This window comes from Methylocella tundrae (assembly GCF_038024855.1).
GTDB lineage: Bacteria > Pseudomonadota > Alphaproteobacteria > Rhizobiales > Beijerinckiaceae > Methylocapsa > Methylocapsa tundrae.
The window spans coordinates 138,340-161,414 of record NZ_CP139089.1; the positions used below are offsets into that span (position 1 = coordinate 138,340).

Below are 23,075 nucleotides of genomic sequence, written 5' to 3' on the forward strand. Positions count from 1 at the left end.
CCGCCATATGACCCATAGATGCGCGTTCGGTCCAATCAAAGCTGCCGGAGCACGGCCAAAGGGCGCTCCAAACGCTCGTTCACCCCTTGCCGACGCTCGGCTCTTCCTCGCGCACGCTCATCTCATTGCCGCGCCAGACGAAATTATCAACAAACCAGGCGTCGACATAGATCACCGGCAGCATCAGGTCGCGCAGGATGAACATGAACGGCATGCGCCAGGAAAAATGCCAGCCGACGGAGCGCGCCAGCAAAGCCTCGGGGACATACCAGGCGAGAGAGACGGCGATCAGCGCGGCGGCGATGCTGCCGCCAACGGCGTAGGCGGCGTAAGCGGCGACCAGCAGAAGCAGCGCGCTGCCAGCGAAAATCTCCGGCGCATAAAAGAGCGGAAAAGTCTTGCGCCGCATGCGCGCCCAGCGCACCTGCCGCATCCAGACGTCGCGCAGGCCGCGAACGCCAAGCGGCTGCTCGAAGGGGCTGTCGACGAGATTGACGATAAGGCCCTGACGGCGCACCAGTTTCGTCGAGGCGGCGTCCTCCGCGATCTCGGCGGCGAGCGCCCTGATGCCGCCGCCGGCCTCCATCACATCGCGCCGCCACAGCATGTTCTTGCCCTGCGCGAAGCCGCCGCCGAGCGTTTCGCCGGCATATTGCCAGCGCGCCTCGAAACTGTTGAGGAAGGCGCATTCAAGCTCGGCCCAGAGGTTTTGCGGGCGCGAGCCAAGCGGCATCGAGCAGACAAGGCCGGTGGTCGGCCCGAAACTGGCCAGCATGCGCTGGACATAATCTTTCGGCATCAACACATTGGCGTCGGCGAGGATGATCCATTCATGCGCAGCGGCGTCCCAGCCCCTGACGCAATTATTGAGCTTTGGGTTCTGGCTCACTTTTTCGTCGCCGATGATGAGCTTCGCCGGAGTTGCGGGATTGGCGGCGATGAGGCGCCGGACGAGCGGAACGACCGGATCATTCGCCCGCGCGACGCAGAAAATCAGCTCATAGACCGGATAATCGAGCGAAAAACTCGATCCAAGCGTTTCGTCGCAAAAATTGTCGAGACCGCACACCGGACGGACGATGCTGACGCCGGGAGCCGCCTCAGGGGCGGGCAGGGGACGGCGTGGCGGTCTTGCCCGCGCCATCGCAATCCCGATACTGAGGATATTGAGGCTGATCAGGACAAGGCAGAAAAAGGCCGCCGCATAAATTGACGTCATGTGCGCACTCCCGAGCTAGCCTTCCTTGAGGGGCAACAAATAAGTCTTATAAAGTTGAGGCGGGCGCGTATGAAGCGCGTTCCATCCCGCACCACGTCAGGAAAGTGATGTCGCATCCCATCGTCCGCTTCGCGCCTTCTCCGACCGGGGCCATTCACATCGGTAACGCGCGAACCGCATTATTGAATTTCCTTTTTTCAAAAAAGCATCATGGCGAATTCATTCTTCGCTTCGATGACACTGACGTGGAAAGATCAAAAGAAGAATACGCACAGGCGATTGAGGTCGATCTTGCCTGGCTCGGCGTCATTCCCGATATCGTGCTGCGCCAGTCGCAGAGATTTGCGCTTTACGACGAAGCCGCCGAACGGTTGCGCGCGTCTGGACGGCTCTATCCCTGTTACGAGAGTGCGGAGGAACTCGACCGTAAGCGCAAGCGTCAGCAGGCGCGCGGTCTGCCGCCCGTCTATGATCGCGCCGCCCTCACGCTAACGCTGGAGGAGCGCAAACGGCTCGAGGCCGACGGGCGCCGGCCGCATTGGCGCTTCAGGCTCGATCATAAAATCATCCGCTGGGACGATCTCGTGCGCGGCGAGAGCCATATTGATTCGGCCTCGCTGTCCGATCCCGTGCTCATCCGCGAGGACGGCAGCTACCTCTATACGCTGCCTTCGGTGGTCGACGACATCGATCAGAAGGTCACGCTGATCATTCGTGGCGAGGATCATGTCACTAACACCGCGGTGCAGATTCAGCTCTTCGAGGCTCTGGCCGGCGAAGGTTCGGCGCCTGATTTCGCCCACCACAATCTCTTGTCGTCGGTCAGCGGCGAGGGCCTGTCGAAGCGCAGCGGCGCCCTTTCGATCGGCGGCTTGCGCGACGCCGGCGTCGAATCGCTCGCCGTCGCCGCCGCGGCTGTGCTGATCGGATCCTCGACAGCGCTGCATCCGATCGGATCGCTGAATGAGCTTCTCCCGGCGCTCGATCTGAAGCAGATTTCCCGCACGCAGACGCGTTTCGATCCGGCTGAACTCGTCGCCCTGTCCGCTCGCACGCTGCATGGCTTGAGCTTTGAGTCGGTGCGCGAGCGGCTCGCCGCCCATGACATCGCCGGCTATAAGGCGCAGCCATTCTGGCTCGCGGTGCGCGGCAATCTCTCGACCTTCCTCGACGTCATCGACTGGTGGCGCGTCGTCGAAGGCGAAATCGAACCAATGAGCGCCCCTGATCTCGATCCTGATTTCTTGCGCGAAGCCGCCGCCAGCCTGCCCGAAGAGCCCTTCGACGAAACGAGCTGGGCAGAGTGGATCAAAGTGTTGAAAGAACGCACCGGCCGCAAGGGCAGGGCGCTGTTCCATCCGTTGCGTCTTGCCCTGACAGGACAGGAGAATGGCCCGGAACTCGCCGCGCTCTTGCCGCTCATCGGCAAAATCAAAGCGTCGGCCCGACTATCCGGACGCGTCGCTTGACCCCATCGGGGCCGATCACCTCTCGCGTCACATCTGCGCTCTGTGTTTTGGGCAGGCTTTGAGGGGCGCTCGCCAATGGCGCGGGCGCGGGCGTCAGAGATCCATCGAGGTTGACCTGGCTCCTTGGAGCGCTTTTCGGGGTCGAGAGTTCGACTGATTTTTCCGGCGTCACCAGGATATCGCCCTTGCGCTCTCCTCCAAGCACGCGGTCAGCGCCTGCGAGCGCGTCGACCCAGGATTGTCCCGGCGGCTTGCATGTGCAGCTTGGATCGAAGGTCTTCTGGAATTTCAAGGCGTTCGGCATTTCCGAATAAGGCTCGCCGTCGAGCGAGACGGCGGTGTCGATCTGATTGCTCGGCGCGCGCGTGTAAACGGCGACCGTCGCATTGGGACACAGCGCCTGGCACAGATTGGTCAGTTGCTCGTGATCTGCGTTGCGGGCGGAAATGCTCAATGGGAAAAAGCCGCCGTCGCAGGTGCGCACGCAGACGGCCTGCGATCCGCCATGCGCCTTTTGCTCCTCATCGCTCTCCCGGGCATTGTCGTCATAGGGGCCAGTCCCCGGTTGCGGCTGCGTCTCGGGCGCGCTCGGAATGCCGAAAAGCTGCTCGAAAAAGCCGCGCTGGCGCGGCGGCGGCGCCTGGTTGCGGCAATAGGCGTTGAACTTGGCTACGAGATCAGCTCTGGCGGCGGCGCGGTCGGCGGCTCCGCCGCCCGCCTGCGCCACGCCAATGGTCGCCTGCAACTGGAGAATCTGCGCGTTAAGGCCGGGACAACGTCCGCCGCCGCCGCCTGAAAAGGCGATCTCCGGCCGATCGCAGCCGAGCGAGCGCGCATAGGTCGTCAGGCGGCCAAGTTCGGCCATCTGCTGGCGGGAGGGGCCGGAACCGCGGGAGCCGCCGCCGCCGCGATCGAGTTCGGCGATCTTCGCCTGCAATCCGGCGCAATCATAATTTTGCGCCAGCGCCCCTTGGCCAAGGCAGACGAGGCCCATAATCGCCACCGCGGCGCGCGAAAACCGGCTGGATTTGTTCAACCATCGCGCGGGAAAACCGTGAAAGCCGGACACATCGATCATCAAAACCCTATCGCACCTTTTCTCGCGCCAAGCGAGGCCGCGACCGGCGACGCCACGCCCTTCCGCCGCCGGGCGCCCAAACCCATTCGGCTCGCTGCTTCCAGGCGGCAATTGCGCCAGATTCGCCGCTTTGTCACGTCATCGTGGTGTTACCATGACCATGCAGGACCTTCTGATGCGCTGTTTACAGCCTTAAAGGCGATTTGGCGACGCTCCAGCATGCGCGCCGCCGCGCCCCGCCCTTCCCGTTACGGGCGTGACGGGCCATATTGGGGCGGTCTGTTTTCGATCCGGCCAAGACTGATATCGATTTGGCCGCTATGGATTTTATCTCTGCGGAGAAGCCCACGCTCATGTTTTCAACAATGTTCCGACTTCTCGCTCTCGGGCTCGGCGCGCTCGCGGCGCAAGGCCTTTTCGCCGGTCCCGTGCTCGCAGGTTCCGACGATCCGGATCTGATTTTCCGTAAATCGACCACCTTCAAGCTTTTGACGCCCAATGATAAGCTGGCGACTTACGCTATCGACGATCCGTTGGTTGAGGGCGTCGCCTGCTATTATACCACTCCCGAAAAGGGCGGCATCGCGGGGGCTTTCGGCGTCGCCGAAGAGGTCTCGGACGTTTCGCTCGCCTGCCGCCAATACGGCCCGATCAAATTCAAGGATAAATTCGAGCAGGGCGACGTGGTTTTCCGCGAGCGGCGCTCGCTGATCTTCAAGCGCATGCAGATCGTGCGCGGCTGCGACGCCAAGCGCAATGTGCTCGTCTATATGGTTTATAGCGACAAGCTCGTTGAGGGTTCGCCGAAGAACTCGACGTCGACTGTGCCTGTCATGCCCTGGGGCGCCGCCGCCGACGCGCCCAAATGCGGCGATTTTCTCAAAGGTTGAGCGCGATTGCCTCTTGTTCTCAGGAGGCCGCTGAATCCCGGGCTGTTCCGGGATCCGCCTTTTGAGGCCAATTTCTTTGAGGCCAATTCTTTTGAGGCCAAGTCAGGCAGGCCGAAAGCGCTGTCTCGAATGATCGGGTGAACCTGAGTTCGGCGAATCAGATCTTGTCGCCACAGGCGACAAAGAACGCGCCGGGGCCGATGTTCTCCGGCTTCTCTTCGCCGGCGATCGCCGCGAAATCTTCCGTGCGGCCAAAGGCCTTGGACGCCTTCAGTCCGTTTGCTTCGCACCAGGCGTCCGCAACGATTGTTCCGCAGGCCGATTTCGTCATGAGACATTCCTCGAACCCATAGCCGTCGTCCGGAGGAATGATCAGAACATGGCTTGGCGCGGCCCTTGCCGAAATGCCGAGCGCGAAAAGCGCCAGCGCGCCGCTGATGAGGAAAAGCACGCCGCGAAACAGTTTCCGGCGGCGGCCGGGGGCAATGGAAGGGAGTGTAATGGATGACATGGAGCGCTCGCGGCGGCTAATGACCTTGAATCAATCCTCTCAAATGCGCTTGAAAAATGCGTTAACCCGCGCGTCTTTGAGCCCTGAATGACGCGAAAAACTTGACGCAGCCGCGTCAGCGCGCCTATACGGCTGCCATGATCCATATGATCGGGCTTGACCGGACGATTATCGCCTCCATTTGTATCCGCTAGCCTTGCCGCTGGCTGGAGCCGTCTTGTCCTGATTTAAGACTTCAATCTCGACATCCCACGTCAGCACCGGCTTTTGAAGTCAGCGCAGACTCGAGGGAAATTCATGTCGTTGCGGCTCTATAACACGCTGACCCGCCAGAAAGAGGATTTCCGGCCGATTGATCCGGCCAATGTGCGCCTCTACGCCTGCGGCCCGACAGTCTATGATCACCTGCATATCGGCAACGGCCGCATGCTGATCGTTTTCGATCTGCTGTTCCGCGTGCTGCGTCATGAGTTCGGGCAGGATCACGTCAAATATGTCCGCAACATCACGGACGTCGATGACAAGATCAACGCCCGCGCCGCCGAGCGCGGCGTCGACATCAGCGTGCTCACCGGCGAGATGACGGCGATTTTTCATCAGGACGTTGAGGCGCTCGGATGCCTGCCGCCGACCGTCGAGCCGCGCGCCACCGGGCATATGGTGGAGATGATCGCCATTATTGAAAGGCTGATCGCGAAGGGCAACGCTTATGTCGCCGACGGCCATGTGCTGTTCGACGTGCCCTCCATGCCGGACTATGGCCAGCTCTCGAAGCGCCCGCTCGACGAAATGATCGCCGGCGCGCGCGTCGAAGTCGCGCCCTATAAGCGCGGGCCGATGGATTTCGTCTTGTGGAAGCCCTCGGCGCCGGAGGAGCCCGGCTGGCCAAGCCCCTGGGGACGCGGGCGCCCCGGCTGGCATATCGAATGCTCGGCGATGAGCTGGAAGCATCTTGGCGAGACATTCGATATTCACGGCGGCGGCATCGACCTCGTGTTTCCGCATCACGAGAATGAAATCGCGCAGACGCGCTGCGCCTTTGGCCATCGGATCATGGCCAATATCTGGATGCACAACGGGCACCTTCAGGTCGAAGGCGAGAAAATGTCGAAGAGCCTCGGCAATTTCATCACCATCCACGAACTGTTGCATAGCGACAAGTTCGGTGGAAGGCCGTGGCCGGGCGAAGTGCTAAGGCTTGCGATGCTGCGCACGCATTACCGCCAGCCGATCGACTTTACGGTGAAGGCGTTGGAGGAGGCGGAGCAGACTTTGGAGCGATGGCGGAATTACGCAGTTCTTTCGGACCAATCCGACGGCGCTCCTCCGGCATTTCTTGAAGCATTGGAAGACGACCTCAATACGCCAAAGGCGCTAAGTGAGATTCATTCGCTCTATCGAGTTGGCGTTATCTCCGGTGCTCCGCCCGAAAATGACGAGGAGCCACGCGTACGAGCATTTAATGCGGAAACCAAACGCTCGTCGGCTCAATTGCGTAGTTGCTTACACTTGCTCGGGCTGGACCGGATATGGGCCCCGAGTTGGAATCGACCTTCTAGCAAAATCGATGCTTCTCGGAGAATTGAGATCGAAGCCTTGATCGCCGCCCGCGAGGACGCGCGCAAGAGTAGAAACTGGGCCGAATCCGACCGCATCCGCGATGAGTTGGACGCTATGGGCGTGGCGCTCAAGGACAACAAGGACGGCGCGACGAGCTGGGAGGCAAAGCGATGAACGCCAGCGCCGCTTTTCCAAAGCCGACGCTGCGACCTTATCTCGCCGCCGATCTGCCGCTGCTGTTCGAGATCAGACTCTCGGCGATCGAGGAATTGACCGAAGAGGATTATGACGAGGCGCAGCGCCGCGCCTGGGCGGAGCTTGCCGATGATGAAGAAGCGCTCGGGGAAGCTTTAAAGAAAGGCTTGAGCCTTGTGGGTCTCGTCGGCGGCGCGCCGGTCGGCTTCATTGTGCTCACTGAGGGCGGCCTCATCAGTCAACTTTATGTCCATCCGGCGGTCGCGCGCACCGGCGTCGCAACCGCGCTCGTTGATGCGATCGAAAAACTCGCCGCCGCACGAAAACTCGAAAGCCTCGTCGTCGACGCCAGCGATACCGCCAAACCCCTGTTCGACAGGCGCGGCTATGTCGCCGAGCGGCGCAACACGATCGCGCTCGGAGATGTGTGGCTCGGCAACACGCGCATGAAGAAAAAACTGTCCCCATGAGGAAAGAACGTCTGAGCCTCTTCGACACCACTCTGCGCGACGGCGCGCAGACGACGGGCGTTGATTTTTCGCTGGCCGACAAGCGCCATATAGCGGCGATGCTGGATGACCTCGGCCTTGATTATATCGAGGGCGGCTACCCGGGCGCGAACCAGACCGATACGGCGTTTTTCTCCGCGCGGCCGAACCTCCGCCATGCGCGCTTCGCCGCTTTCGGCATGGTGAAGCGCGCCGGGCGCTCCGTCGAAAATGATCCGGGCCTCGCAACGCTTTTTGAGGCCGACGCCGATACGATCACTTTCGTCGCCAAGGCGTGGGACTATCATGTCCGCGTCGCGCTCGGCGTTTCGCTGGAAGAAAATCTCGAAGCGATCCGGCTGTCCATCGAGGCGGCGCTCGCTCATAAGCGTGAAGTCATCCTTGACTGCGAGCATTTCTTCGACGGCTTCAAGGCCGATCCTTTCTATGCGCTGAATGTCGCCAGGACGGCGTTTGAGGCCGGCGCCCGCTGGATCGTTCTTTGCGACACCAATGGCGGCGCGCTGCCGCATGAGGTCGAGGCCATTGTCGCGGTGGTCAGGGATCGCGTGCCGGGCGCATATCTTGGCATCCACGCCCATAATGACACGGACAATGCGGTGGCCAATTCATTGGCGGCGGTGCGGGCCGGCGTCAGGCAGATTCACGGCGCGCTGAACGGCCTCGGCGAGCGCTGCGGCAACGCCAATCTCACCTCGATCATTCCGACGCTTCTCCTGAAGCCGGATTTCGCCGACGCCTTCGAGATCGGCGTCTCGCTGGAAAAACTGAAGAGCCTCACCAAGGTCAGTCATACGCTGGACGAATTGCTGAACCGCGCGCCGAACCGCCATGCGCCCTATGTGGGCGCCTCGGCCTTTGCGACCAAGGCGGGCATCCATGCCTCGGCGGTGGTGAAGGATCCAAAAACCTACGAGCATGTGTCGCCCGAGGCGGTCGGCAACAAGCGCCGTCTGCTCGTGTCGGATCAGGCCGGCAAATCCAACATTCTCGCGGAACTGGAGCGCATCGGCGTCAAGCTCGAGAAGAACGATGCGCGCGTCGGCCGTCTGCTCGACGAGGTCAAACAGAAAGAGGCGCTTGGCTATGCCTATGAGGGGGCCGACGCCTCTTTCGAGCTGCTGGCGCGCCGCGTCCTTGGCGAGGTTCCGGATTTCTTCGAGGTCGAGCGTTTTCGCGTCGATGTCGAGCGCCGCCACAACGCGCAAGGCGATCTCGTCACCGTCTCGGAAGCAGTGGTCAAGGTGCGCATCGACGGCGAAACCTCGATCTCGGCCGCCGAAGGCGAAGGGCCGGTGAACGCGCTCGATCTCGCTCTGCGCAAGGATCTCGGCAAGTATCAGCCCTTCATCGAAGACCTCAATCTCGTCGATTATCGCGTGCGCGTTTTCCAGGGGGGCACCGACGCCGTGACGCGCGTGCTGGTCGAATTTACCGACTCGTCCGGCGAGAACTGGTCGACGGTCGGCGTGTCGGCCAATATCATCGACGCGTCATTTCAGGCGCTGACCGACGCCATCACCTTCAGGCTTTTGAAGTCGGGGGCTTAAGATCAATTGCTTTCCTCAAGGAGGACAGGGGCGATCGTCGCACCTGTCCTTTTTGATGGGAGGTGTTCAGGCCAAATCAGTCCATATCGCGAACGGAATGGAGCGGCCGCTTGCGCGATGTTCAATTCGCCCAGTCGTGCAAGCGCAATCTTCGGCCGGGACGCCCCGCTGGCGCCCTCAAATGTTAGCGTGCGGACGCCGTCGTGGCCTTCAAGGCGCGAATGCTCATTTCGATCTGCTGCTGCGCGACGAAGACGCGCCGCGCTGCTGTTGCTCCGCCTCGTGCAACGGCTCGGCGACATATTGGAACGTCGGCTCGCGATTCCACGGACCGCGCTCGTCGCCGCCCGGGCCGGAGGAGAGATTGAAGTAGAGATTAACGGTCTCGTCCGGCTTGAGATCGCCAAATAGCGGTTTGTCGAGCGCGTTCAGGGAATTCAGCGCCTCCATGAACATATGCGTATGGGAGACCTCGCGCGTTGCGAGATGTCTCAACGCCGCGCGCGTGCCGTCGTCGGTCGCCATGGCGATGAGCTGCTCATAGGTATTGAGCGCGCCGGCCTCCGCGGAAATATTGGCGCGCAGGTCACGCACCACGTGACCGCCTTCGCTGACATAGCGCGAATCCCAGGTTGTGCCCTTCGAATCGACAAGATGCGGGCCAGGACCGCGAATGGCGAAGAGCGTGCTTTGATAGGCCTTGTCCTGCAAATCCCCCGAGGCGCGCTTTGTATGTTGCTCGATGAGGAGCGCGATCATTTCGAGGTGACCGAGTTCTTCGGTCCCGATGTCCTGAAGCATGTCCCGGATGGCGGGATCATCCGTATGATAAGACTGCGTCAGATACGTCAGAGCCGCGGACAATTCCCCGGTCGCGCCGCCGTACTGCTCGAGAAGCTTTTCCGCAAAGACGGGGTCTGGATTTTCGACGCGGACTTCGTGAATGGGCAGGGTCTTGTGCAAAAACATGCTCTCTTCTCCTTTGGGATGCGACTCTCCTGTGGGGTTGCGGCGGGCGAACGTAAGCCGCCGGCGTCGGGCGCCATCAACTATCCGTTATTTGGCTATTTCGCGCATTGAAGGGGAGCCGAGCGCGACGTGGCGCCGCCGGTCGCCGGCTGAAGCGCCGATGGAATGATCGCCAGCGCAAGGGGGAGTTTCAGCCCACGTGGCGCGGTCTTAGCGCTTCGGCAAGCAGGCTATCTCGTGTCGTAATGGAACCAGATGGCGTGCGGATCGCCCCGTGGCGGGGCGGGGAAGGGCGCCGCCCGGCGCACGGCGTTGAGCGCCGCCGCGTCAAGATCAGGGCGCCCGCTCGCGCGATAGACAGCCTGATGCGTCAGATTGCCGTTCTCATCGACGTAAAAGGCGACAATTCCTTCAACCTGCTGATGGCCGTTCCGCAGATCCGAGGGAACATGCATCTGGCGCATGATGAGGCCGAACAGAATCGACAAATAGGTGGTCTTCGCGGTCCCGCCGCCGATTGGGGAAGGTTTCGCCGCCGATCCGAGATGGTATTCGGGAACCGAGGACAGCGCCGCCAGCTGATCCGACACGGAGAGGTTCTTGGATCTCGTCGAGGGCGCCTTGCTGATGACGGGCGCTTTTTTCTCGGTTGGCTTCTTCTGCGGCGCGGGCTCGGCCTTGTCGAGCGGTTCGGCGTTTGGATTGTCGTCGGCAAGCTTAGCCGGCGCCTCTTCCTCCGGCGCCTGAACAATGGCGTTCGGCGGCGCTTCCGCCGGCTTCGGCGGCGCCGGCGTCTCGGCGGTCTGCGTCGATGGCGGCGCGACGCGCTGCGCCTGCGTTTCCTTTTCGGGGGCTTCTCTTTCTATGGTTTCCTTATTGGCTTCTCGCGGAGCGTCGTAGGCCGGCTGCTCATCGTCGACCACCTTCTGCTTGGGCTTTGGCTGCTCCTTTTGCTTCGGCGGCGGCGGCGGAGGAGGGGGCGGCGGTTCGACTTTCTCCTCCGGCATCTGGGGCACGAGCTCGACCGGGATTTCCTCGACCTGCGCCATCTTCTGGGGCGAATTGCTCTCGTAAAAGAGAATCGCCAGCACGAGCGCGTGAGCAATGACGCAGGCGGCCAGAATCCAGATGAACCGTCGCCGCCGCGTCTCATCCAACGAGGCGTCAGGCGGCGCGACCAGATGATCGTCAAGATCCGCCCGAAGGGGCGGATCGGCGATCAAAGGATCTTCGGTCACATCGCGTTGCGATCCAGAACCATGGTCGCCGCCGGCAAGCTTATGAAGCATCGTGGTTTACAATCGTGGATCGATGGTCTCCTTACGGACGCCGAGGAGATCGACCCTGGCCGCGGCGGATTCGATCATCGGCAGAACGTCGTCGATCTTCTCGGCTACAAGATAGCGGATTTCGAACGAAGATTGAATAAAACGGCGTTCACGCATGTGTTCGAAAAGATCAAGCAGCGGCTGCCAGAATCCGCCGACGTCGGCGATCACCACCGGCTTTGTGTGGCGCTCAAGCTGGACCCAGGTCAATTGCTCGACAAGCTCCTCGAGCGTGCCGATGCCGCCCGGCAGCGCGACGAAAGCGTCGGCGCGCTCGAACATCAGGCGCTTGCGCGTATGCATGTCGGAAACAATGATGGTTTCCTGAATTTCCGGCAGCAGCCTGTCCCTGCGATGGAGAAATTCAGGGATGATGCCGGTGACTTTGCCGCCGCCGGCCAGGGCCGCCCGCGCGATTGCTCCCATGAGGCCATTGCCGCCGCCGCCATAGATAAGCTCGATGCCGGCCGCCGCCAAGGCGCCGCCAAGGCTTGTCGCGGCGGCCGCATAGGCGGGCTCGACGTCCTGCGCCGAGCCGCAATAAACGCAAATGGCGCGGATGCGCGGAGCCTCCGGCTGGATGCGAAGTGGTTTGGCTGACATGACTTTATTCACGGCGTCGATCATGGTCTCGTTGTGGCCTGCCGCCCGAAATGGGTCAAGGCCCGCTGGACGAGGCCGCCGTGGCCGGTGGAATGTTTCAGCAAATTCAACGCCGCCACGCACTCCATATCGACGATCATTGCGCCGGAAGCAGTCCGATGGGGAGGTCCCGCATTGCCGGACGGAGGCCTTCGCCCGGCCGTTCACGCATTCGTGACAAGCTAAGCCGCAACAACTTCCTCAGACGGGATCGAACGGAAATTCGCGCTGCGTCTTTCCGTTCGCCGCGTGACAGCAGAATGCGTTCGAGGGAATCGCATCCTGCTCATCAAGTCTTTGTTTTGACGCGTGGCGTGACGCTGAAAAGTCCGTGGCTTTTCAGCGTCTTGGTCTAGAAAGGATAATAGCGGATGCTGCCCATCACTATGTTTTCCTGGGCTTTCGCGGTTCCGCCGATGCCCGGGAAAGAATATTTCTGGGTGAACGAATATTGCATGCCGACCCGCAATTGGCCGAAGTCGCCTTGATAGATCTTGTCCCAGAAGCCGCCGGTAATCTGCCTGACGAGAGCGACGTTGCCGACGCACACCGTGGAGCCGGCGATCGTGCATCCGGCATTCGTGTAGAGGGGATTGCCATAGCCGTAGGCGAGCTTCCCGCCGCCTGCCGTCGTGACCGTATTGTAGCTGGCGTTCGTGATTTCCTCGCCGGCGTATGTATAGAGATCCAGCTCTGGCATCGCGTGCCAGATCAGACCGCCAAAGAGCATGGTTTCCTGGAGGGGCGTGATGTATCCGCTGGAATTGAAAGTCACGTCGGGCAGTTGCGACGTGCCATAGCGTCCGATGCCGCGGCCGGTCAAACCGGAAAACTGGAACTCGAGTTGTTTTGGAATAATCGGCACTAGGAGGGAGCCGCCAAATGCGCCCGACGCGACGTCCTGATTATGGTTGTTAACCTGGCTGTAGAAGTCGCGGAATATGCCGATCGCCTCGAAATGGATATGCCGGTCGGCGATCGTCGGATCCCAGGCGACTTTGCCGATGACGTCCGGGAAGTGGTTGAGAGAGACCGCGTTGAGCGAATTGAACAGCGATCCGCCGGGCGGCAGCTGGTTAAATACCAGCGTGGACGGCAACGCCGCAGCCGCCGTGGCCGTCGGCAGGCCGCCGACATAGGGACCGGCTCCCGGGAAGGGGCCGCCGGAGAATGTCGTCTGCGGGCTTTCGACCGCAAGGCCGGCCCAGAGGGTCTTGTCCCAATCCTTGATGACGCGGAGCCCTGGCTGGCGCGTCCAGACGAAGCCGGGCACCAGCTGATGCTCGATGGTCAGAGGCAGCGCCTCGGAGCGTGCAAGAAGACCATTGGAGTAGGGGGTCGCAAAAGACCAAGCCTGACCGGCGAAGAAATGCGCTCCGAAATCATCCTGATCCAGCGTCATATACAATTGACGCATGCGCGGATTGAATGAATTACTTTCGTTGGAGTTGGCGGTTTGCGCCGCGGAAAGAAAGTCGACTTCGAGGAAGCCCGCGATATGCGTCGTCGGATTGATGTCGGCTTTGGTCAGAAGGTTGAGCCGGCTCTGGCGCGACGTGAAGCGGAATTCGTTTGCGTTGCCCGTGCGGACGTTGCTGTAAGGAATGTTGTTAAACGGAGTGGCGATGTCGGCGCCGACGAAGCGGTCCCGGAAAAGACCTTCGAGCGCAAGGAAGCCGCCGGGCGTGATGCTTACGCCATTGATGTAGAGGCTCGGCGCGCCGGGCACCGGCAGGCCTCGTATCGCCGCCTCCCGCGCCGCGAAGCCCGTGGGCGCGACGCCCCCTAAAGATCCAACGCCGATGCCGCTATAGGACGGCGTCCCGGGTGAGGCGGCCGCGGCCGCTGCGGCTGGCGCAGCCTTCGATGACACGGCGCGGATCTGAACCTGAGTTTCCTTCTGGCTGCGGGCCTGTTCATTGACCTTAGCCTCCAGCCTCTTCAGCTGGGCCTTGAGCGCGCGAATTTCGTCGGCGGTATCGTCCGCCCGGGCGGAAGCTGGCAGCGCCAAAAGCATTCCTAAGGCTATTGTTGTAATAGTCTGGCGTTTTTCGCGCTTGTTCACCCGTATCTGCATTATATGTGCCCTCCCTGCAGTTCGATGCGATCATTTATCGCCGGTTTGTTATTCTTATTATTTTTAATTCTTATAGAGCCTCGTCCGACGAGAAAAATACTTTCCGTCGGTTTTACGCATATTTTTGTATAGTCTTTTCCGGCCCATGCTTAATGCATATCTAGTGCCAGTATGCGTAGCAAATTGAAAGCCACTAGATCGGGCATGCGGCGCAACTGTTCCGGCCGGAACGATTCGACCCGTTCCGAGGAGACTGCCGGGCAGAGTTGAGAGCCTGGTGAGATGCTTAATGCTGACGCGCCGCGCGCTTCTACTCAGCACGCCTCGCGGATATCGTTCGCGCGGCGCCGATACATTGAGCAGGACCATTAAAGCGGCCATGCTTCACCCCCCTTTTTTGTATTCTTCCCTGCCGTGTCCTGTTGATCGGACTGAGGCATCATCTGATTGTCACTATGGCTTTTCAAAGTTCCTGGTAGAGGGGCGGCGCCAATTACTGCTATCGCCAAAACCAATAGCTGCGCCGATGGGCGCCCGGCGGAGTTGATGAGGCCCATAAGAACCGAGCCCGCTGGCGGCTCTTCGCCGGTTTTGGAGGATCTTTGGGGCGACGAGTGCGTTTGGCGGCTGCTTCGCCTATATAAGCTGCATGGACATCGGCTTCGCCCCATCGCCGGGCGGCCTCAGTCAGGATGAATAGACGGCCTTGACCTTTCAGCAGCAATCTGGCGAATCATCGCTCCCATTGTCCGCGGCGAAAGACGCGGCGCGGACGCAGGCCAGAATCAAACCGTCCCCGGCGGCGCCAGCGCGGATGAACGCCGGCGCCATGATGCGTCGCCTCTGGCCCTATATCTGGCCGTCGAGCCGGCCTGATCTCAAATGGCGCATATACGCCGCCATTGTGCTCCTGCTGGCGGCGAAACTCGTCACCATCGCGGCGCCCTATTCATTCAAATGGGCGACGGATTCGCTTGTCGACCCCGCGCGGCTGCCGTTTTCCGGCCTTCTCGCGGCGCCTTTGGCGCTCACGCTCCTTTATGGCGTCCTGCGCATCACAATGGCGCTGTTCACGCAGGTGCGCGACGCGGTTTTCGCCGATGTCGCAATGCATGCCGTCCGGCGCCTCGCAAGCGACGTGTTCGAGCATCTTCACCTTTTGTCCCTGCGCTTTCATCTCGAGCGCAAGACCGGGGGCCTTACGCGCATTCTCGAGCGCGGCCGAAATTCAATCGAGACGATCGTGCGCACCTCGATGCTGACGGCGATTCCGACACTCGTCGAATTTTGCCTGATCCTCACCGTTCTGCTCGTCCAGTTCGACTGGCGCTATGTCGGCGTGGTGACTCTCATGATCGGCGTCTATGTCGCCTTCACTTTCACGGCGACCAACTGGCGGATCGGCATCCGCCGGGCCATGAACGAGAGCGACACGGACGCCAACACCAAGGCCATCGACAGTCTGCTGAACTTCGAGACGGTCAAATATTTCAATGCGGAGGAGCGCGAAAAACAGCGCTATGACGTGTCCATTGCGCGCTATGAGCGCATGAGCGTCAAGACCTATACCTCGCTCGCTTTCCTCAACGCAGGACAGGCGGTGATTTTCACCTTCGGGCTCACCGCCATCATGATCATGAGCCTGGCGGGCGTCCGCAGCGGCTCTCATACGATAGGCGATTTCATCCTCGTCAATGCGATGATGATTCAGCTGTTTCAGCCCTTGAGCTATCTCGGCATGGTGTACCGCGAATTGCGCCAGTCGACGATCGACATTGAAATGATGTTCGACATCATGTCGCAAAATCCCGAGGTGAAGGATCGTCCCGGCGCAAAACAGCTCGCGGTTGGCAAGGGCGAGATCCGTTTTGAGAATGTGTTCTTTCACTATGATCCGCGCCGGCCGATCCTCAAAGGCCTCAGTTTCGACATTCCCGCGGGCAAGACTGTCGCCATCGTCGGCGCTTCGGGCGCTGGCAAATCGACTATCGCGCGCCTGCTCTTTCGCTTCTACGAGCCGGCCAAGGGGCGCATCCTCATCGACGGGCAGGACATCGGCGCCGTCACGCAGACCTCCTTGCGCGGGGCCATCGGCATCGTCCCGCAGGATACAGTGCTGTTCAACGACAGCATCGCCTATAATATTCGCTATGGCCGCGACGGCGCCAGCGACTCCGAAGTGCGGGAGGCGGCGCGACTCGCGCAGATCGACCGCTTTATCGAGGGCGCGCCCGGCGCCTATGACGCGCAGGTCGGCGAGCGCGGGCTGAAACTTTCGGGCGGCGAAAAGCAGCGCGTCGCCATCGCCCGCACGATCCTGAAAGGCCCGCCCATTCTGGTTCTCGACGAGGCGACCTCGGCGCTGGATTCCTTTACCGAGCGCGAGATTCAGGACGCGCTCGACCGTGTTGCGCGCGGACGCACGACGCTCGTCATCGCGCACCGGCTGGCGACCGTCGTCAACGCGGACGAGATCATCGTGCTCGACAAGGGCGCCATCATCGAGCGCGGCTCGCATGGGGAATTGCTGGAGCGCGGCGGCGTCTATGCCGCCATGTGGAGCCGCCAGTATGAAATCCGCCAGGCCGAAGAAATCCTTCGCCGGGCGGCGCTGGCGGAGGGCGACAGGGTCAGCATCAGCATCGAGCCCGGCGATGGGGAAGGGAGCGACGAACCAAGGACTGCGGAAAAGGATTCCGCCGCCGCTTGACCAAGCTCACCGATGCGGCCAATCCCTGGGTGTGACGCCAATTGCGAGAACAAAAACCAATGTCGATTATCGATTCCATTCGCAGGCAAGTGACGCCGATCCACCCTGAAGGATATATTTTTATCGCCTCCTTCGGCGTCGCCGCCTTGATCCTTGGCTCGTTCTTCAGCCCTCTCGGCTGGATCGGCGCCATCGCGACGGTCTGGTGCGTCTATTTCTTTCGCGATCCCGTGCGCCACACGCCGGTCGACGACACGCTGGTGGTCTCGCCGGCCGACGGCGTGATTTCATCGATCGGCTATTTCATTCCGCCGCCCGAACTCGGCCTTGGAGTCGAGCCTTTGCAGCGCATTTCCGTTTTCATGTCGGTGTTCGATTGCCACGTCAATCGAGCGCCCGTAGCCGGGCGGATCGTGAAGATCGCCTATAAGCCGGGGCTTTTTCTGAACGCCGACCTTGATAAGGCGAGCGAGGATAATGAGCGCAACGGCATTGTCATCGAAACCGCCGGCGGCCGCTTCGGCGTCGTGCAGATCGCCGGCCTGATCGCGCGCCGCATCGTCTGCTTTGTGCGGCAGGGCGAATCGCTTGGCGCAGGCGACCGGCTCGGCCTCATCCGGTTCGGCTCTCGCGTCGACGTTTATCTGCCCGGCGTCGCGCGCAGCCTGGTGACGATCGGCTCAAAGGCGGTCGCAGGAGAAACCGTGCTGGCGGAGCTACGCTCGAGCGCGGGCAAACGCGTATTCAAGGCAAGCTAGAGGCGGCGCGCGAGCAGACGCGAGGGCGGTCCGCCTTTATTTCAGTTGCGTTGCGAGGCCTCTGCCGTTACAAAGAAACCCTGTTTTTTCATGGCACTAGAGCCTCGCCCGCGCCTGCGGACATGAAAGACGGTTATGGGGGTTGGCGGATTTCAACCCATATCAACGTAAACCTTCGGATGGCCTATGCCTGCGCCCCTGTTTGCAGACTATCTCGTCGAGCGCCGGCTTCTGCGGCGCCGTCTGTCGTTCTGGCGCGTCTTCGCTTTCACTGTGGCCGCGCTCGTCGTCATTATCCTCGGGCTGCGGGTTTTCGGTTCTGACGGCGCGTTCAATTTCTCGCCGCGGATCGCGCGGCTTTCCATCTCCGGGATCATCACAGGCGACCGCGACACGCTGAAGCTCATCTCGAGGATCGAGGATTCGGACGCGGCCGCGGTGTTGGTCTCGATCAATAGCCCGGGCGGAACGACGACGGGCGCCGAACGGCTTTTTGAGGCAATCCGTCGTCTGTCAGCTAAAAAGCCGACCGTCGCCGTCGTCGGCACGATGGCCGCCTCGGGCGGCTACATCGCGGCACTTGGCGCTGATCAGATCGTCGCGCAGGGCAATTCGCTCGTCGGGTCGATCGGCGTTTTGGTCGAATATCCGAATTTCACCAAGCTGCTCGACACGATTGGCGTCAAGGTGGAGGACGTCAAATCGTCCCCTCTCAAGGCTTCGCCAAACGGCTTTGAGCCGACGACGCCTGAAGCGCGGGCCGCGCTCGCCTCAATCGTTGACGACAGTTTTGCGTGGTTCAAGGCGCTTGTGAAGGATCGCCGCGGAATGACCGACGCTCAGCTCGCAGCCGTCGACGACGGCCGCGTCTTTACCGGCCGTCAGGGTCGCGACCTCCATCTCGTTGATCGCATCGGCGGAGAACGCGAAGCAATCGCTTGGCTGGAACAGGAAAAATCCGTGCCGAAGGGCCTCAAGGTGCGCGACTGGAAGCCGACCCAATCGCTGGAGCGTCTCGGGATATTCAGCTTCGCCGCGCGCGGCGCCGCGCTCTTCCATCTTGACTGGCTGAGCCAGCTCTTCGCTCAAGGCGATGAGTTCACGCGCTCGCGCATGCTTGACGGTCTCGTTTCGATTTGGCAGGTTGACGGCGCGAACTGACGCTTGCGCCAGACATGGGAGCATGGTCGCTTCCTTCGGCGTCAAGATCGCGCTTCCGCTCCTAAGATGCAAGATCGTTGCGAAAATGGCGTAGATTTTTGCTGATCCTGTTTTCTGATTTGCTACACTTCTAAGTGCTTTTTTTGGGCGGGGCGAATGATCAAATCCGAGCTCGTGCAGCGTATTGCCGACCGCAATCCGCATCTTTATTTGCGTGATGTGGAAAAGATCGTGAATGCGATTCTCGATGAAATCACCGGCGCTCTCGCCCGCGGGGATCGCGTAGAACTGCGCGGTTTCGGGGCGTTTTCGGTCAAGCATCGGGACGCGCGCGTCGGCCGCAATCCGCGTACAGGCGCTCATGTCTCGGTTGATGAAAAGGTCGTTCCTTTTTTCAAGACCGGCAAGGAAATGCGTGAGCGATTGAATGATGGCTATGACGGTTGAGCGCAGCCAAAAAATGTTCAACTTATGCGAGCCGGCGTCAGCCTCCCATGAAACGGCTCGAAGCATCAGCGCCCATGCAAGCGGGCCTGGGCTTTTGATCCAACTCTAGACTGTTTCCGAAGCGCGCCCTTCGCGCGCGAACCATTCCGGCGGGCGCGATGGCGAAATTCTTGAAATGGCTGTTTCTGCTCCCGATCATCGTCATTGGCCTCGCTCTCGCCCTGGCCAACCGGCAGATCGCAACCATCTACTTTGATCCTTTTCCGAATGGCGGCGTTAATGGCCCGCAAATCAGCGCGCCCTTCTTCCTCATTCTCTTTGTTGCGCTGATGGCCGGCGTCGTCATCGGCGGCGTCGCGACCTGGATCGGACAGGCGCCGCATCGGCGCGCCGCACGGCGCACGCGCGCTGAACTGAGGCGCCTCTCGGCCGAACGGACCCGCCACAATCTGCATCCGGCGATCGAGAATCGCCGCGGCGCCTGATCGCCTCGCCGGTTGCGCTCGGCGGATCGATTGCCTCTTTAAGGGAGCGCCAACCCTCACGTTCCGCCTCGCGAGGGATGGCGAGTTTGTTCATGAGCACATTGATCAAGATCTGCGGCCTTGCCGCGCCTGAGGCCGTCGATGCGGCGATGAAAGCCGGCGCCGATCTGCTCGGCTTCGTTTTTTTCGACAAAAGCCCGAGGCATGTGTCGCTTGAACAAGCGGGGCGCCTTGGCGCGCGCGCCGGCTCCGGCGCCGCCAGGGTTTTGCTGACCGTCGATGCAGACGACGCGCTGCTCGCCGCGGCGATCGCGGCGCTTGATCCGCAATTCCTGCAATTGCACGGCGGAGAAACGCCGGAGCGCGTCGCGGCGATTCGGGCCTGTTTCGGCGTCAAGGTCATCAAGGCGATCGGCATTGGCGACAGCGCCGACCTTGCCGAGATCGGCCGCTATGATGATGTTGCCGACATGCTGCTGTTCGATGCGCGGCCAAAGGCGGCGACGGACCGCCCCGGCGGCAATGGCGGCGCTTTCGACTGGTCGCTGCTTCGCGGCCTCAAGACGAAAAAACCCTGGCTGCTCGCCGGCGGCCTCAATGCCGGGAATGTCGCGCAGGCTCTGATCGAGACCGGCGCGCCGGGCGTTGACGTGTCCTCGGGAGTCGAGAGCGCGCCAGGCGTCAAGGACAAGGACAAGATCGCCGATTTCGTTGCAAGGGCGCGCGCGGCGGAGATTGCCGCGCTGTGGGAGAAACGGCGCGGGACGGTGGCCGCGAGATAGGCTTGGTTTGCCGCGCGTATGCGTTTAAACACCAGTGTTGTCGGCGCCAAAATGAGGCGCGGAGGCGGGAGCGGCCTTCCTCGACACGACAAGGGGCGATCATGACCAAAGAGCCATTCGGCCAAAGTCTCAATTCCTATCGCGCCGGTCCCGACGAGCGCGGGCATTTCGGCGTATTTGGAGGCCGCTTCGTCGCTGAAACGCTGATGCCGCTGATCCTTGACCTTGAGCGTCATTATGAGGCCGCCAAGGTCGACCCGTCGTTCAAGGCGGAACTCGACAATCTGCTCACTCATTATGTCGGACGGCCGAGCCCGCTTTATTACGCCGAGCGCCTGACTGGGCATCTGCGCCAGAAAGCCGCCGCGGCGGGCGGCGATGGCGGAGCAAAAATCTACTTCAAGCGCGAGGAGCTGAACCACACGGGCGCGCATAAGATCAACAATGTGCTGGGGCAGATCCTGCTCGCGCGCCGCATGGGCAAGACGCGCATCATCGCCGAGACGGGCGCCGGGCAGCATGGCGTCGCAACGGCCACCGCCTGCGCGCGCTTCGGGCTCGAATGTATCGTCTATATGGGCGCGGTCGACGTCGAGCGGCAAAAGCCCAATGTCTTCCGCATGAAGCTGCTCGGCGCCAAAGTCATTCCCGTCGAATCCGGGGCCAGGACGTTGAAGGATGCGATGAACGAGGCCTTGCGCGATTGGGTCACCAATGTCGCAAATACTTTCTACTGCATCGGCACGGCGGCCGGCCCGCATCCCTATCCGGCGATGGTCCGCGATTTCCAGTGCATCATCGGCGAAGAGGTGAGGCGACAACTCCATGAAGCCGAAGGCAGGCTGCCCGATTCGCTCTTCGCCTGCATCGGCGGCGGCTCCAATGCGATCGGGCTTTTCCATCCCTTCCTCGACGATCGCTCGGTCGAGATCTATGGCGTCGAGGCGGCCGGCTTCGGGCTCGACAACAAACATGCGGCCTCGCTCGCGGGCGGGCGTCCCGGCGTGCTGCATGGCAACCGCACCTATCTGCTGATGGACGCCGACGGCCAGATCGAGGAAGGCCATTCGATCTCGGCGGGGCTCGACTATCCGGGCATCGGTCCCGAACATTCCTGGCTGAAGGAAACCGGCCGCGTGACCTATCTCTCCGCGACCGACGACGAGGCGCTCGAGGCGTTCCAACTCTGCGCGCTTCAGGAGGGCATCATTCCGGCGCTGGAGCCGGCGCATGCGCTCGCCAAAGTGGCGGACATAGCGCCGCAAAAGCCGCGCGACCATCTGATGGTGGTGAATATCTCAGGCCGCGGCGACAAGGACATTTTTACCGTCGCGGATCATCTTGGCGGGATGTAACGGGCTCTCATCAAAAAGTGAGAGCATGATGGCGCCCGAAAACCGGCGAGCGGAGTTGCGGCCCTGGCCCTTCGCCCGAAGGGAAACAAGAAGGGCCGAGGACGAAGCGAGGTTTCCGCTTTTCGGCGTCATGCTCTATCGCGCCGTGTAAGCGAGCCGGTAGAGCGCGCCGTTATAATCGTCCGTGATCAGCAGCGAGCCGTCGGGAAGCTGCGCGGCGTCGACCGGCCGGCCCCAATAGGAGCCATCCGGCTCGAGCCAGCCCTCGGCGAATGGTTCGCTCTTCGCCGCCGTTCCATCCGGCTTGAGCGAGGTGAACATCACCCGCGCGCCGACCGGAACCGTGCGATTCCACGAGCCGTGCTGCACGGAAAAAATGCCGCCTCTGTAGTCTTTCGGAAATTGCGATCCCGTATAGAAAGTCATGCCGAGATCGGCTGCATGGGCGACCATTTCGACCTCAGGAAACACGACGTCTTTCGGCGGCGTCTCGTCCTTATATTCGTTGGTTCGAACATGGCCGCCTCCGTACCAGGGGAAGCCGAAATTCTGGCCTGCCCTGGTCGCGCGGTTCAATTCGCCGGGGGGAATGTCGTCGCCCATGCGGTCCACCTGATTGTCGGTGAACCAGAGCGTCTTGTCGGCCGGGTTGAAATCGAGGCCGACCGAATTGCGGATGCCGCTCGCATAAATCTTGCGGCGCTTGCCGTCGCGGTCCATTCGAATGATGGCGCCGATGCCGAGCCTGGCGAATTGCGCCTGTTTGTCCTTCGGCGGCACATTATAAGGCTGCCCGAGCGAGACATAGAGCTTGTTGTCGGGGCCGACGCGGCAGACGCGCGTGCTGTGATTGTCGCTTTCGTCTTCCGCTGGAATGAGCTGGCCCTGCGCCACGACGGTCTGAGCTTTGGGCGCGGGTTTATCATAGTCGGCTTCGGCGTTCGCGAAGGAGAGAATGCGATTCTGCTCGGCGACGAACAAAGTGCCGTCGTTCGCGAAGCAGACGCCATGCGGCATTTTCTTCATCGTCGCGGGCGCGAACTCGGAAACCTCTCCGACGAGCGCGGCGCCGGGACGAACGGGAAGCGCATAGACCTGCGTCCCGGGCGTTCCGACAAAGATCATTTTGCCCTGCGGCCCCACCGCGATCGTGCGGGCTCCGGGAACGAGCGCGTAGAGCGTGATCTCGAATCCCGGTGGCAGCTTGATTGTCGCCAGTTCGCCCCGCAGTCTGGCGGCCTCATCGGCGATAGGCTTTGCCGCCGGGACGAGGGCCGGAGCCCCTGCGTCCGCAAGAGCCAAAGTTGCAAAAACGCCGCTCGACAGGGCGGCTGCGAGGAGCAGCGCCCGGCGCCGCGGGGCGAAGCCTTTCCCGCTCAA

General features: G+C 61.5%; 20 protein-coding genes. 12 read left to right on the plus strand and 8 right to left on the minus strand.

The window, feature by feature from the left end; translation table 11 throughout:
• Positions 1–79: 79 nt before the first annotated feature.
• Complete coding sequence (locus SIN04_RS03090) at positions 80–1,219, minus strand: ceramide glucosyltransferase (RefSeq protein WP_134486060.1); 1,140 nt, start codon at positions 1,217–1,219, stop codon at positions 80–82.
• Positions 1,220–1,326: 107 nt separating this feature from the next.
• Here SIN04_RS03090 and SIN04_RS03095 point away from each other — a divergent pair, with 107 nt between their 5' ends.
• On the plus strand, positions 1,327–2,688 hold the full coding sequence (locus SIN04_RS03095) for a glutamate--tRNA ligase (RefSeq protein WP_134486062.1): 1,362 nt from the start codon (positions 1,327–1,329) through the stop codon (positions 2,686–2,688).
• Here the strand turns inward: SIN04_RS03095 and SIN04_RS03100 are convergent.
• Entirely contained in the window at positions 2,651–3,766 is a 1,116-nt protein-coding gene (locus SIN04_RS03100) for a DUF2865 domain-containing protein (protein ID WP_341264198.1), read from the minus strand. The genes SIN04_RS03095 and SIN04_RS03100 overlap by 38 nt on opposite strands.
• Positions 3,767–4,086: 320 nt before the next feature.
• Here SIN04_RS03100 and SIN04_RS03105 point away from each other — a divergent pair, with 320 nt between their 5' ends.
• The gene (locus SIN04_RS03105; RefSeq protein WP_423135988.1) at positions 4,087–4,656 is read left to right on the plus strand and encodes a CreA family protein; all 570 of its coding nucleotides are present in this window, start codon (positions 4,087–4,089) and stop codon (positions 4,654–4,656) included.
• 157 nt (positions 4,657–4,813) lie between these two features.
• On the opposite strand, the gene SIN04_RS03110 is transcribed toward SIN04_RS03105, so the two are convergent.
• Positions 4,814–5,167, minus strand: a complete 354-nt coding sequence (locus tag SIN04_RS03110) for a hypothetical protein (protein WP_134486066.1) — start codon at positions 5,165–5,167, stop codon at positions 4,814–4,816.
• A gap of 297 nt (positions 5,168–5,464) precedes the next feature.
• On the opposite strand from SIN04_RS03110, the gene cysS reads away from it, so the two are divergent.
• The 3 genes from cysS to cimA are packed head-to-tail and all read left to right on the plus strand — an operon-like array spanning position 5,465 to position 8,981.
• Positions 5,465–6,901 carry a cysteine--tRNA ligase gene (cysS, locus tag SIN04_RS03115; protein WP_134486068.1) on the plus strand — a complete coding sequence of 479 codons (1,437 nt, stop codon included), beginning with the start codon at positions 5,465–5,467 and terminating at the stop codon, positions 6,899–6,901.
• Positions 6,898–7,392, plus strand: coding sequence for a GNAT family N-acetyltransferase (locus tag SIN04_RS03120; RefSeq protein WP_134486070.1), 495 nt, complete (start codon positions 6,898–6,900; stop codon positions 7,390–7,392). Before cysS ends, SIN04_RS03120 begins: the two co-directional genes overlap by 4 nt.
• Entirely contained in the window at positions 7,389–8,981 is a 1,593-nt protein-coding gene (gene cimA, locus SIN04_RS03125) for a citramalate synthase (protein WP_134486072.1), read from the plus strand. Before SIN04_RS03120 ends, cimA begins: the two co-directional genes overlap by 4 nt.
• A gap of 225 nt (positions 8,982–9,206) precedes the next feature.
• Here cimA and SIN04_RS03130 read toward each other — a convergent pair whose 3' ends face one another.
• From SIN04_RS03130 to SIN04_RS03145, 4 genes are all read right to left on the minus strand, one after another.
• Positions 9,207–9,950: a manganese catalase family protein gene (locus tag SIN04_RS03130; protein ID WP_341264200.1), complete on the minus strand. Its 744-nt coding sequence runs from the start codon at positions 9,948–9,950 to the stop codon at positions 9,207–9,209.
• Positions 9,951–10,180: 230 nt separating this feature from the next.
• Positions 10,181–11,239, minus strand: coding sequence for an energy transducer TonB (locus tag SIN04_RS03135; RefSeq protein ID WP_134486074.1), 1,059 nt, complete (start codon positions 11,237–11,239; stop codon positions 10,181–10,183).
• A gap of 6 nt (positions 11,240–11,245) precedes the next feature.
• Positions 11,246–11,881, minus strand: a complete 636-nt coding sequence (locus SIN04_RS03140; RefSeq protein WP_244605643.1) for a TIGR00730 family Rossman fold protein — start codon at positions 11,879–11,881, stop codon at positions 11,246–11,248.
• 391 nt (positions 11,882–12,272) lie between these two features.
• Positions 12,273–13,931 carry a hypothetical protein gene (locus SIN04_RS03145; RefSeq protein WP_166795832.1) on the minus strand — a complete coding sequence of 553 codons (1,659 nt, stop codon included), beginning with the start codon at positions 13,929–13,931 and terminating at the stop codon, positions 12,273–12,275.
• Between the two features lie 895 nt (positions 13,932–14,826).
• Here SIN04_RS03145 and SIN04_RS03150 point away from each other — a divergent pair.
• The 7 genes from SIN04_RS03150 to trpB all read left to right on the plus strand — a co-directional run bounded on the left by SIN04_RS03150 (position 14,827) and on the right by trpB (position 21,695).
• Positions 14,827–16,707: an ABCB family ABC transporter ATP-binding protein/permease gene (locus SIN04_RS03150; protein ID WP_423135989.1), complete on the plus strand. Its 1,881-nt coding sequence runs from the start codon at positions 14,827–14,829 to the stop codon at positions 16,705–16,707.
• 59 nt (positions 16,708–16,766) lie between these two features.
• Positions 16,767–17,465: a phosphatidylserine decarboxylase gene (locus SIN04_RS03155; protein WP_134486082.1), complete on the plus strand. Its 699-nt coding sequence runs from the start codon at positions 16,767–16,769 to the stop codon at positions 17,463–17,465.
• A 186-nt stretch (positions 17,466–17,651) separates the two neighbouring features.
• Positions 17,652–18,626, plus strand: coding sequence for a signal peptide peptidase SppA (gene sppA / locus SIN04_RS03160; RefSeq protein WP_134486084.1), 975 nt, complete (start codon positions 17,652–17,654; stop codon positions 18,624–18,626).
• A 156-nt stretch (positions 18,627–18,782) separates the two neighbouring features.
• The gene (locus SIN04_RS03165) at positions 18,783–19,073 is read left to right on the plus strand and encodes an integration host factor subunit beta (RefSeq protein ID WP_134486086.1); all 291 of its coding nucleotides are present in this window, start codon (positions 18,783–18,785) and stop codon (positions 19,071–19,073) included.
• A gap of 158 nt (positions 19,074–19,231) precedes the next feature.
• Positions 19,232–19,558 (plus strand): lipopolysaccharide assembly protein LapA domain-containing protein, encoded by a 327-nt coding sequence (locus SIN04_RS03170; RefSeq protein ID WP_134486088.1) that lies wholly within the window; start codon positions 19,232–19,234, stop codon positions 19,556–19,558.
• A 92-nt stretch (positions 19,559–19,650) separates the two neighbouring features.
• Positions 19,651–20,340 carry a phosphoribosylanthranilate isomerase gene (locus SIN04_RS03175; protein ID WP_134486090.1) on the plus strand — a complete coding sequence of 230 codons (690 nt, stop codon included), beginning with the start codon at positions 19,651–19,653 and terminating at the stop codon, positions 20,338–20,340.
• Positions 20,341–20,441: 101 nt separating this feature from the next.
• On the plus strand, positions 20,442–21,695 hold the full coding sequence (gene trpB, locus SIN04_RS03180) for a tryptophan synthase subunit beta (RefSeq protein WP_134486092.1): 1,254 nt from the start codon (positions 20,442–20,444) through the stop codon (positions 21,693–21,695).
• A gap of 135 nt (positions 21,696–21,830) precedes the next feature.
• Here the strand turns inward: trpB and SIN04_RS03185 are convergent, their stop codons facing one another.
• Positions 21,831–23,075 (minus strand): PQQ-dependent sugar dehydrogenase, encoded by a 1,245-nt coding sequence (locus SIN04_RS03185; protein ID WP_244605645.1) that lies wholly within the window; start codon positions 23,073–23,075, stop codon positions 21,831–21,833.

Coding starts and splice junctions, on each gene's coding strand:
- SIN04_RS03090 (WP_134486060.1), bottom strand. CDS start 1,219: ATGACGTCAATTTATGCGGCGGCCTTTTTCTGCCTTGTCCTGATCAGC.
- SIN04_RS03095 (WP_134486062.1), top strand. CDS start 1,327: ATGTCGCATCCCATCGTCCGCTTCGCGCCTTCTCCGACCGGGGCCATT.
- SIN04_RS03100 (WP_341264198.1), bottom strand. CDS start 3,766: ATGATCGATGTGTCCGGCTTTCACGGTTTTCCCGCGCGATGGTTGAAC.
- SIN04_RS03105 (WP_423135988.1), top strand. CDS start 4,087: ATGGATTTTATCTCTGCGGAGAAGCCCACGCTCATGTTTTCAACAATG.
- SIN04_RS03110 (WP_134486066.1), bottom strand. CDS start 5,167: ATGTCATCCATTACACTCCCTTCCATTGCCCCCGGCCGCCGCCGGAAA.
- cysS (WP_134486068.1), top strand. CDS start 5,465: ATGTCGTTGCGGCTCTATAACACGCTGACCCGCCAGAAAGAGGATTTC.
- SIN04_RS03120 (WP_134486070.1), top strand. CDS start 6,898: ATGAACGCCAGCGCCGCTTTTCCAAAGCCGACGCTGCGACCTTATCTC.
- cimA (WP_134486072.1), top strand. CDS start 7,389: ATGAGGAAAGAACGTCTGAGCCTCTTCGACACCACTCTGCGCGACGGC.
- SIN04_RS03130 (WP_341264200.1), bottom strand. CDS start 9,950: ATGTTTTTGCACAAGACCCTGCCCATTCACGAAGTCCGCGTCGAAAAT.
- SIN04_RS03135 (WP_134486074.1), bottom strand. CDS start 11,239: ATGCTTCATAAGCTTGCCGGCGGCGACCATGGTTCTGGATCGCAACGC.
- SIN04_RS03140 (WP_244605643.1), bottom strand. CDS start 11,881: ATGTCAGCCAAACCACTTCGCATCCAGCCGGAGGCTCCGCGCATCCGC.
- SIN04_RS03150 (WP_423135989.1), top strand. CDS start 14,827: ATGATGCGTCGCCTCTGGCCCTATATCTGGCCGTCGAGCCGGCCTGAT.
- SIN04_RS03155 (WP_134486082.1), top strand. CDS start 16,767: ATGTCGATTATCGATTCCATTCGCAGGCAAGTGACGCCGATCCACCCT.
- sppA (WP_134486084.1), top strand. CDS start 17,652: ATGCCTGCGCCCCTGTTTGCAGACTATCTCGTCGAGCGCCGGCTTCTG.
- SIN04_RS03165 (WP_134486086.1), top strand. CDS start 18,783: ATGATCAAATCCGAGCTCGTGCAGCGTATTGCCGACCGCAATCCGCAT.
- SIN04_RS03170 (WP_134486088.1), top strand. CDS start 19,232: ATGGCGAAATTCTTGAAATGGCTGTTTCTGCTCCCGATCATCGTCATT.
- SIN04_RS03175 (WP_134486090.1), top strand. CDS start 19,651: ATGAGCACATTGATCAAGATCTGCGGCCTTGCCGCGCCTGAGGCCGTC.
- trpB (WP_134486092.1), top strand. CDS start 20,442: ATGACCAAAGAGCCATTCGGCCAAAGTCTCAATTCCTATCGCGCCGGT.